Consider the following 9534-nt stretch of genomic DNA (forward strand, 5'->3'; position numbering starts at 1 on the left):
AAGCGCAAGGCAAGAACGGCAAAGTCATCGCCTGTGCCGCCATGCGCAAACTCCTCGTTCTTGCCTATGGCGTCCTCAAATCCGGTCAGCCCTTCAATCCTCAGTATGCGCTTGCATCGTGACCGCCAAGACGGTATCTACGGTTTACTGGAGGACGCCTATAAGGGCGCATATCCGCGCCCCTTCATAGCCCAATAGCCAAGCACCTTGAAGAATTCGACTGTATTCCTGAGAGCATCACACCATCTGTGGGGTAGTTTCTTCATTTTCTGGGTTCGTTCTGAAAACTCATCGGAATCAATTCGCGGCACATGAGCCCGTACGAGTCTGCCGCAATGTGGCGCTTATACTTGCAACACAACGAGGGAATCGCGATAAGGTCAACTTACCGGCGTTTGCGAAAAAGCATTGAAGCCTCGGAGCACCAAGTGCACATTGGGTTAATCAAATACGTCAATCTGGGAAATCCCGGAACATACGAGTTACAGTCAAGCAACAATACGCTGAACTAGTTCGAGCCGTACCTACTAAAGCGGCCGAGTTTAAAGCATGAAAAGGAGCTGAGAGCGATAGTTGTCGGAACTCCTCGTGCCGCAGCGGGCGAGAGCTACACAGGGAAGCTTACCGCTCACTTGCACGAAGATGATCCCATACCTAGCGTAGGGCTTTTGTAGCGTCGACCTGTTCACGCTGATCGATGCTGTCCACGTCGCTCCTAGCTCACCTCCGTGATTCAGTGAGTTAATGAAATCGGTGATGGTTCGGTAGGGAGTCAATGCGGACCTCGTTCAATCTCAACTATCCAGGAAGGAGAGCAAAAATGGCCATAAGTCAAGATTTCGCCAGCGTGGATCTGTCTGTGGAACCGTATCTGGTCAGTGGCAACCAGGAAACGCATTTCGAAGGCATTACCCGGCTGTGGCGGGAGCGCTTCGATGAGGACTACATCGAGAAGAGGCAGATCCTGTTCCGATGGCTTACCGAGAGGAATCCGTTCCGGGCGGAGCGTACTCCTTACTATCTCCTCACTCAAGGCGAGCAGGTCATCGGAATGCACGGACACATGCCGCTCAGATTTTCCCTGGGAGGCCGTCAGATGATGGGATACCTGGCGCATGATGACCTGCTGGCAAAGGCATATCGGGGGAAGGGGCTGGGGAAGATCCTGCTTCGTGGAGTGGCCGAGCAGACCACCGATTTCGCCGGTGCCCTCTGGTTCAATGAGCCCAATCGCCACCTCTACCTCAAGGCCGGCTGGCTTCCCGTCCCGGATTTTTATTCGTATTTCAAGATACTCGATCCGGCACCCTTCATCCGACAGCGGGTTAGCGGGCGCATTCCCCGCGCCACACTCTCTTGGCTGGCCCGGAGTGCACTCCGGGTGGGGGAGTTTGCCCTTCGCGCCAGAATACCGAGGCGGATGGAGATCATCCCCGTGATACGTTTCGATGAGCGCTTCGATGAGTTTTTCTCGAGGGTGTCTCCCGCCTTCGGGCTCATGGTCGTTCGGGACCACCACTATCTCAACTGGAAGTTCGTCGAACGCCCCTTCAGTAATTACCGGCGGTATGCTGCGTTCAACGACCAGGGGACCCTCTGCGGGTATGCCGTGCTCAAGCGAACGAAAAAGGGGGACCGTCTCCGCGGCCAAATCCTCGACATACTCGCGGATCCTCGGGAGCCGGGAGCGTTCGAGGGATTGCTGAACCGGTGCCTCACGGATTTCAAGCAGAGCGGGGTGGACTATGTGGGGATCATGTGCACCTACCCACCCTTCATCCGGCAGCTCAGGTGGGCGGGCTTCCTGCGGGCACGCACACCGGAGCCATTTATGGCGAGCAAGTGGGAGCAGCAGTTTGAGCGGTCTTTCATCTCCAGCGTGGGCAACTGGTATCTCACGTTCGGCGATGCCGATGGGGACGCCTGGGAGGTGAACTCCCCCGAGCCCTGGTAGGCAGATCATACCTTCGATCCTCCGCTCCGGCCGGTTCCCGGAGATAGAGCCATAGGATGCGCTTCGTGCCTCAGCGCATCCTATGGCTCTGACGCACCGGAAAGGAATTGTCCTTCTGTCTTTTGCCTAGGCGGCATCCAATTCGACATGTACCCGGCAGCCCATCGCCGTCGCGATATTCACCAGCGCGTCCAGCGAGAACCGCGACACGCGGCCGCGCAAAAGATCGTTCATACGGGGTTGAGTCACGCCGCAATGATTGGCGGCTTCGGCTTGCGTCCATCCGCTTTCTTTCACGATGGCGGCGATTTTCTGCATGAGTTCGGCCCTGGTACGCAGGTTAGCCGCTTGTTCCGGCGTGTCGGCCAGCGCATCCCATACGCTGGCGTAGCTTTCGGTTTCGATCTCGCTCATTGGCGACCTCTCATCAGTTGGGCATAGCGTTCCTTGGCGGTCTCGATGTCTCGCTTGGGCGTGGCCTGGGTCTTCTTCTGGAAGGCGTGAAGCACGTACACGGCATCCGCTAAGCGAGCGGTGTAGATAACCCGGTAAGTGCCCGAATCGTCCCATACCCTGATCTCCTCGACACCCTTGCCAATCGAAGGCATGGGTTTAAAGTCGTCGGGCTGTTCGCCGCGCTGAACCTTGTCAAGCTGATAACCCGCATCATGCTTGGCATCTTCGGGGAAGTCCCGCAGGCACTTGAGCGAGTCACCGAGGAACCGCAGTGGTTTCATGGGAGAAAATATACTGGTTTGGATATAAACGAGCAAGCAAGGAAGCGGCTTTTTGGAATCACCGCTCCAACTTAGCCTTAAGTTTGAGCAACCCCTCGTGATTAGGCACTGCCTCCAACCCCTCGAACACTTTCTTCAGGCTTTCCGCCCGGTTGTCTTGCTCGTAGAACTTCCATGCCTCCTGCTCGAGAGCGTTGGCGATTTTTTGCATGCCGTTGATTGCCTTTTCGTTATAGGGATCGATTTTGAGAACTTCGTGGTATGCCCAAAGCGCGTTGCTGCCGGTGGGTGCGGTCAAATAGCCGACCTCGAAGTGAATGTCCGCGAGCTCCAGCAAATCTCCGACTTTCGCGTACTGCTCGGCGGTGAGCTTCGTCGTCACCTTGGGCGGTTCGTTCACTTTGTGGAAGCTCAGGTAAACGTTGGAGCCGCTGGCGATGAGAACGACCGCGGCGGCGGCCCAGGTTCCGTAGAACATCGGCGATCGCCTCTGTAGATCGGCAATGAATTCCTCGGCTGCCGGGGTGCGGTCTTCGCGCTTCAAGGCAAGCGCCCGTTTCAGACCTCTCCATTGCTTGCTGTTCAAGCCCGGAACGGGCTTGGGCTGCAACTTCAGCTCGACCGCGACGTCCGCCGAAATTTTCGCATACGGATGTTTCCCCGCCAGAAGCTCGTAGGTCACGCAGGCCAAGGCGTAGATGTCGTCGCGCGGATCGGGTGCCTCGTCCTTGAGCATCTCGTAGCTCGCATAGGCCGGGGTCAGCGCGCCCAGATCGCGAGCGTTGAACACGGTCGCATCGGCGCCCTTTTTGTCCGCCCGTCCCGCCGCGCAGGCGATGCCGAAATCGAGCACTTTGACTTCGCCGCTTTCGTCGATGAAAACATTGCCCGGCTTGAAATCCGAATGGACGATATTCTTCTTGTGGGCGTAGGCCAACGCTTCCGCCATGCCCTGGATGATGGGCCAAGCCTTCTTGAACGGCATGCCCCCTTCGGGAAGCTCCCTGATCAGTCGATTGAGCGGCTGGCCCTTGAGGTATTCCATCGACATGAAGACATGTTTGTTGTCTCTGTCGAAGTCGTACACGTTGATGATGTTCGGGTGGGAGAGCGTTTGCGCGCGCTTGGTCTCCCGCTGGAGAGCGATCAGTGAAATGGGGTTCTCTTGAAAATCCTGGTTGAGCACTTTCAGCGCGACGTACGGTTCCTTGTCGTTGGCTTCTTTCTTCCGCAGGTCCAGCGCCTTGAATACGACGCCCATCCCGCCTTCCCCGAGCACCTCCTCCAAAACGAATCGATCCTTGAGAACGTCGCCGATCTGCAAGCGCTTGACCGACGGCATGGACTCGACCGGAGACGAAACGCTCGGATCGGTTTCGACACTTAGCCGCGTCGAATCGGCATCTTCCCCCAGCGCGGAAGCGACGACGGGGCGCTGCGCCAGCGAAACACCGTGAGCAGAGGATGCGAGCCGCGTCTTTTCCACGTCGTTATCGACCGTTCCCGTGGCCGGCTCCGAACTGCCGGTTGCGGATGAAGGCAAGACCCTGGTTTTGTCGAGTTCATCATCACCGGGCGTTTGCTGAATGTTTGTCATATCGTTTTTTTATCAAAGAAGGCTGTTGGATCGTGCCGTAATGGCGTTATTTATGATAGCCCCTTGTCCGAACGCTTCAGCAAGAATGAACCGTGCAACTCTCGTCCCGGTGAGAAGTCTCATTCCCTAAAGCAGACCCAGCAGGAGGGAATCATGTCGATACGAAACGCATCGGCGGAATGGGAAGGCAATCTCCCGCAAGGAAAAGGAACCATGCGATTGGGCAGCGGCGCCTTCTCAGGGAATTACTCGTTCTCGTCCCGGTTTCAAGATGGACAGGGCACCAATCCCGAGGAGCTCATCGGCGCGGCCCATGCGGGATGTTTCTCCATGGCCCTGGCGCACGGCTTGGCGCAATCGGGGCACACCCCCAATCGCATCGCAACGACCGCGAAAGTCCATCTCGAAAAGGTGGGCGAGGGATTCAAGATCACCACGATAGAGCTGGACACCGAAGGCGAGGTTCCGGGGCTGGACCCGGCAGGATTTCAAACATTCGCCGAGGACGCAAAACGGAATTGCCCGGTGTCGCAACTTTTCACGGGCGCTGAAATTAAACTCCGGGCCAAGCTCGTTTAGCGGCCCATTGGCATAAGGCGCTTGCGACTCCGCAACGTGTAACGGAGAAAAGCGCCGGCGGAGAAAACGATATGCCGCATTACAACTACCTGATCGTCGGCGGCGGAATGACGGCGGACGCCGCGATTCGCGGCATTCGCGAGATCGATACCCAGGGTACGGTGGGATTGATCGGTGCGGAGACGCACCCTCCCTATAACCGCCCGCCCCTGTCCAAAGCCCTTTGGAAGGGAAAGCCCATCGAGCGCATCTGGCGAAAAACCTTGGAACGGAATGTCAGCCTGCACCTCGGCCGAACCGCCAACACGCTGGATTTGGCAGCCAGGCGCGTGGACGATGATCTAGGAACCGCCTACACCTTCGATAAGTTACTGCTGGCGACGGGCGGAACCCCTCGGCGTTTCCCGTTCGGCGGCGACGACATTCTTTATTACCGTACGCTGGACGATTACCAGCGTCTTCGCGCGCTAACCCAGGACAAACAGCGTTTTGCCGTCATCGGCGGCGGATTCATCGGTTCCGAGATAGCCGCTGCTTTGGCCATGAACGGCAAAGAAGTGGTCATGGTCTTTCCCGAACCGGGGATAGGCGCGCGCCTGTTCCCTGAGGAGCTGAGCCTATTTTTGAACGACCACTATCGGCAGCAGGGCGTCGAGGTACTGCCCGGACAACAGGTCACCGACCTTCAACGAGCGGACGCTCACCTCGTCTTGACCATACGCGACGGGAAAACGACCAATGAGCGGACGATTTCCGTGGATGCCGCAGTGGCCGGAATCGGTATCGTGCCGAACACCCAGCTTGCCGAGTTCGCCGGGCTTCCGGTGGAAAACGGCATCGTGGTGAACGAGCTCTTGCAGGCGGGTTCCTCTGACGTCTATGCCAGCGGGGATGTCGCCAACTTCTACAATCCGGCTTTGGATAAGCGCTTGCGGGTTGAACACGAAGACAATGCCAACAGCATGGGCAAACGCGCCGGTTTGAACATGGCCGGCGAAACCGATCCGTACCATCACCTTCCGTTTTTTTACTCCGACCTGTTCGAATTGGGTTACGAAGCGGTCGGAGAGACGGACTCCCGCCTGGAAACGATAGGCGATTGGTCGGAGCCCTATCAAAAAGGAGTCGTCTACTACCTGCAGAACGGTCGGGTCAGAGGCGCGCTCTTATGGAACGTTTGGGAACGGGTTGACGCGGCCCGCGAGCTGATCGCCCAACCCGGCCCGATCGAACCTCAAAGTCTGAAGGGACGGCTTTGATGAGACACTTTCGTCGACAAAGGCTTGCCGACCTACGACTTGGCCTACCGTCGGTTGCCGGAAACGCTGACGCCCTTCGACTGCGCTCAGGACAGGCTTATTCCGGCCTACATACTTTCGTAGGCCGGGATAAGGCGGCAGCCGTTCCCGGCAGACGGCCCGAAAATGCCGGAAGTTCGGAGCTTGTCCTGAGCCGAGTCGAAGGGCTTATTTCGGCCTCACGCTCTGGAGCGTTTCGGCAGTATCCGGCGCCGTTATCCCCATAGGGCGGAGAACACGATGGACAGTCTTTTGAAACTGGTCGAGCACGGCCAAAGCTATTGGATCGACAATCTCACGCGGCGCATGATCACCAGCGGCGAACTCCAATGCCGCATCGTTCGGGAAGGATTGCGCGGGCTTACTTCGAACCCGCAGACATTCCAGAAAGCCATCGCCGGGAGCGGCGACTATGATGAGCAAATCGAAGATATCATCGGAAGCCGCCGCCCCTGCCCCGATGTTCACGAGATCTACGAAGCGTTGGTGACCACCGATATTCGGAATGCCTGTGATATTTTGCGCTCCGTGTACGACGAAACCGCCGGACTCGACGGCTACGTCAGCCTCGAGGTGTCCCCGCATATCGCCCATTACACCGAGGCCTCGATCGAGCAGGCACGGCATTTGTCACAAATCGTCAACCGGCCCAACCTGTTCATCAAAATTCCGGGCACCGCCGCCGGCGTACCGGCGATCGAACAGCTTCTGTTCGAGGGTATCAACGTCAACATCACCCTACTCTTTTCCATCGAGCGCTACGAAGCCGTCGCCGAGGCTTACCTGAGAGCGCTCGAACGGCGGATCGAGGCCGGCCGGTCGCCGGGAAGCGTCGCATCCGTGGCCAGCTTTTTCCTGAGCCGGATTGACGTATTGGTGGATCAGCTCTTGAGCCACCGGATCATCCCCGAGATCGCCGGCGACCTTCAGCCGGAGCCAAAAAGACTGCTGGGAAAAACGGCGATAGCCAATGCCAAGCTGGCTTATCAGAGCTTCAAGCGAATCATCGAGAGCGACCGATGGAAAGCGCTGGAAGACAAAGGCGCGCGTATCCAGCGCATGCTCTGGGCGAGCACCAGCACGAAAAACCCGGACTACCACGATGTGATGTACGTGGAACCCCTCATCGGGCCTCACACGGTCAACACGATGCCCGAAACCACCATCACGGCCTTCGCCGATCATGGCACCGTGCGCGACACGATCGAGGAAGGCCTGGACGAGGCGCGCCGGGTCATGGAAAACCTGGCAAAACTCGGAATCGACTTCAGCCTGGTTACCGCCCAGCTCGAAAACGAGGGTGTTCAGAAATTCATCGATCCTTATGACGCCCTATCGGAAAGCCTGGCGCACAAGTGCCAAAGGTATTCGAATCGGCATGACGTCGGACCCTTGCAGGACATGGCGCGCCAACTTCGGCGGGATATCATCGCCATGACGACCGAGGCGGGATCGGGACACCCGACGTCGAGCCTCTCCTGCGCCGATATCGTTGCTGCCCTCTTCTTTCACGAGATGCGTTGGGACCCAGCCGACCCGAAAGCCCGTAACGTAGACTCGTTCATTCTGTCCAAGGGCCATGCCGCGCCGGTTTTATGGGCCGCCCTCCACGAGTCCGGCGCCAGTCGGGAGGAGTTGAATTCGCTGCGCAAGATCGACAGCACCTTCGAGGGCCATCCGACACCGACCAATCCTTGGGTCAAAGTGGCGACGGGGTCTCTGGGACAGGGATTGGCCGCCGCCAACGGGATCGCGCTGGCCAACCGTTTGGACGGCATTCCGAGCCGGGTTTATTGTCTTTTAGGGGATGGCGAATGCTCGGAAGGCTCGGTATGGGAAGCGGCGCAGTTTGCTTCTCTCAACAAGCTGTCCGGCCTGATCGCGATCGTCGACGTCAATGGCCTGGGGCAATCCGGACCCACGCCTTATAACCGCGACACGGCTGTATTCGCCCGCCGTTTTCAGTCCTTCGGATGGGCGACCGTCGAAATCGACGGCCATGACATGGAAGCTATTCTCGATGCGCTGTACCGGGCCCGAAAAGGCGGCCCAACGGCCATTATCGCCCGAACCGAAAAAGGCCGAGGCGTTTCTTTCCTCGAAGGCGCGCACGGTTGGCATGGAAAAGCACTGAGCCGGGAGGAGATGGAAAGAGCCCTCAAGGAGCTAGGCGAAACCGACATTCACATGAAAATCGAGCCTCGGCGTGTCGGCGATTTCCGGCGTCCCGACTCAGAACCGGCTCCGCGCCTCCGGATCGAATACAAGCCGGGGGAAAAGGCCGCCACGCGCAAGGGATTCGGGAATGCCCTTAAGAAGCTCGGCGGACTCATGCCGGAGATCGTGGTGCTAGACGGAGACGTGAACAACTCGACCTACACCGAATTTTTTGCCAGGAGTTACCCGAAACGATTTTTTCAAAGCTATATCGCCGAGCAGAACATGGTCGGAACCTCGCTCGGCTTGGCTGTCTCCGGCAAAATTCCGGTGGCTGCCACCTTCGCCTGTTTTCTCACGCGGGCTTACGACTTCATCCGCATGGCCGGCCATAGCCGTCCTCCGCACCTCGTCTTCTGCGGCAGCCATGCCGGCATATCCATCGGCGAGGACGGCCCGTCGCAGATGGGCTTGGAGGATTTGGCCATGTTCCGCGCCCTGGCCGGCAGTACTGTGCTTTATCCGTGCGACGCCGTCAGCGCCGAACGCCTGACCGAGCAGGCGGTAAACACGCCGGGAATCGTTTATCTCCGAACCACACGGTCGGCAACCCCGGTCATCTATTCCGATAGCGAAGCGTTTCCGATCGGCGGCAGCAAGGTTTTGCGTTCGAGCGAACACGACCAGTTCACGGTCGTGGCGGCCGGCATCACCGTGCACGAGGCGCTCGGTGCCTACGATAGCCTCAAGGATCGGGGAATCGTGCTGCGAATAGTCGATGCCTATTCGGTCAAGCCGCTGGACGTGGCGACCCTGGAACAGGCAGCGCGCGAAACCCGGGGCATCGTGGTCGTCGAAGACCACTGGAGCGACGGAGGACTTGGCGATGCGGTCGCGGCAGCTTTGACCTCACACGCTGCCGTGCACCATCTCGCCGTTACCCAAGAGCCCCGGTCGGGAACGACGGAAGAGCTGTTGGACCGGTACGGCATTTCCCGCCGAGCGATCGAAGGAAAGATTTTAGAGTTTGAAAAGGTACGCGATGCGTAGGTAGGTAGGGTGGGTTAGGTGCGGAGTTATGCTCGAAAGTTGTGGATGAGGGGCTGAGGTAGGCGGCGTATTCTGGATGGTCTTCGAGGTCATCCATTCCTGTTGAGAGGAGCGAATACGCCATGAGTGAAGATAAGGTCATTCGGTTGAAGAGTCCAGGGA

At 58.3% G+C, this 9534-nt stretch carries 7 protein-coding genes; 4 read left to right on the top strand and 3 right to left on the bottom strand.

The genetic code is table 11. From position 1 onward, the window contains the following. The first annotated feature begins 820 nt into the window (after nucleotides 1-820). Nucleotides 821-1954, top strand: a complete 1134-nt coding sequence (locus VEB01_RS08030; RefSeq protein ID WP_324874392.1) for a GNAT family N-acetyltransferase — start codon at nucleotides 821-823, stop codon at nucleotides 1952-1954. Between the two features lie 126 nt (nucleotides 1955-2080). Here VEB01_RS08030 and VEB01_RS08035 read toward each other — a convergent pair whose 3' ends face one another. Genes VEB01_RS08035 through VEB01_RS08045 form a run of 3 tightly spaced genes read right to left on the bottom strand, consistent with a single transcriptional unit; the run spans nucleotide 2081 to nucleotide 4288 of the window. Continuing rightward, entirely contained in the window at nucleotides 2081-2368 is a 288-nt protein-coding gene (locus VEB01_RS08035; RefSeq protein WP_324874393.1) for a helix-turn-helix domain-containing protein, read from the bottom strand. After that, the gene (locus VEB01_RS08040; RefSeq protein ID WP_324874394.1) at nucleotides 2365-2691 is read right to left on the bottom strand and encodes a type II toxin-antitoxin system RelE/ParE family toxin; all 327 of its coding nucleotides are present in this window, start codon (nucleotides 2689-2691) and stop codon (nucleotides 2365-2367) included. The genes VEB01_RS08035 and VEB01_RS08040 overlap by 4 nt, the downstream gene beginning before the upstream one ends. A 58-nt stretch (nucleotides 2692-2749) precedes the next feature. Then, the gene (locus tag VEB01_RS08045; RefSeq protein ID WP_324874396.1) at nucleotides 2750-4288 is read right to left on the bottom strand and encodes a serine/threonine-protein kinase; all 1539 of its coding nucleotides are present in this window, start codon (nucleotides 4286-4288) and stop codon (nucleotides 2750-2752) included. 153 nt (nucleotides 4289-4441) lie between these two features. Between VEB01_RS08045 and VEB01_RS08050 the strand changes: the two genes are divergently transcribed. From VEB01_RS08050 to VEB01_RS08060, 3 genes are all read left to right on the top strand, one after another. Next, nucleotides 4442-4867, top strand: coding sequence for an OsmC family protein (locus tag VEB01_RS08050; protein ID WP_324874398.1), 426 nt, complete (start codon nucleotides 4442-4444; stop codon nucleotides 4865-4867). A 71-nt stretch (nucleotides 4868-4938) separates the two neighbouring features. After that, complete coding sequence (locus VEB01_RS08055; protein ID WP_324874400.1) at nucleotides 4939-6126, top strand: NAD(P)/FAD-dependent oxidoreductase; 1188 nt, start codon at nucleotides 4939-4941, stop codon at nucleotides 6124-6126. A gap of 279 nt (nucleotides 6127-6405) precedes the next feature. After that, entirely contained in the window at nucleotides 6406-9372 is a 2967-nt protein-coding gene (locus VEB01_RS08060; protein WP_324874401.1) for a transketolase, read from the top strand. The last annotated feature ends 162 nt before the right edge of the window (nucleotides 9373-9534 follow it).

It is taken from the genome of Methylocaldum sp. (assembly GCF_035627495.1).
Taxonomy (GTDB): Bacteria; Pseudomonadota; Gammaproteobacteria; order Methylococcales; family Methylococcaceae; genus Methylocaldum.

What these genes read in the sequence shown, in the direction of transcription:
- VEB01_RS08030 (WP_324874392.1), top strand. Translation starts at nt 821, where the DNA reads ATGGCCATAAGTCAAGATTTCGCCAGCGTGGATCTGTCTGTGGAACCG.
- VEB01_RS08035 (WP_324874393.1), bottom strand. Translation starts at nt 2,368, where the DNA reads ATGAGCGAGATCGAAACCGAAAGCTACGCCAGCGTATGGGATGCGCTG.
- VEB01_RS08040 (WP_324874394.1), bottom strand. Translation starts at nt 2,691, where the DNA reads ATGAAACCACTGCGGTTCCTCGGTGACTCGCTCAAGTGCCTGCGGGAC.
- VEB01_RS08045 (WP_324874396.1), bottom strand. Translation starts at nt 4,288, where the DNA reads ATGACAAACATTCAGCAAACGCCCGGTGATGATGAACTCGACAAAACC.
- VEB01_RS08050 (WP_324874398.1), top strand. Translation starts at nt 4,442, where the DNA reads ATGTCGATACGAAACGCATCGGCGGAATGGGAAGGCAATCTCCCGCAA.
- VEB01_RS08055 (WP_324874400.1), top strand. Translation starts at nt 4,939, where the DNA reads ATGCCGCATTACAACTACCTGATCGTCGGCGGCGGAATGACGGCGGAC.
- VEB01_RS08060 (WP_324874401.1), top strand. Translation starts at nt 6,406, where the DNA reads ATGGACAGTCTTTTGAAACTGGTCGAGCACGGCCAAAGCTATTGGATC.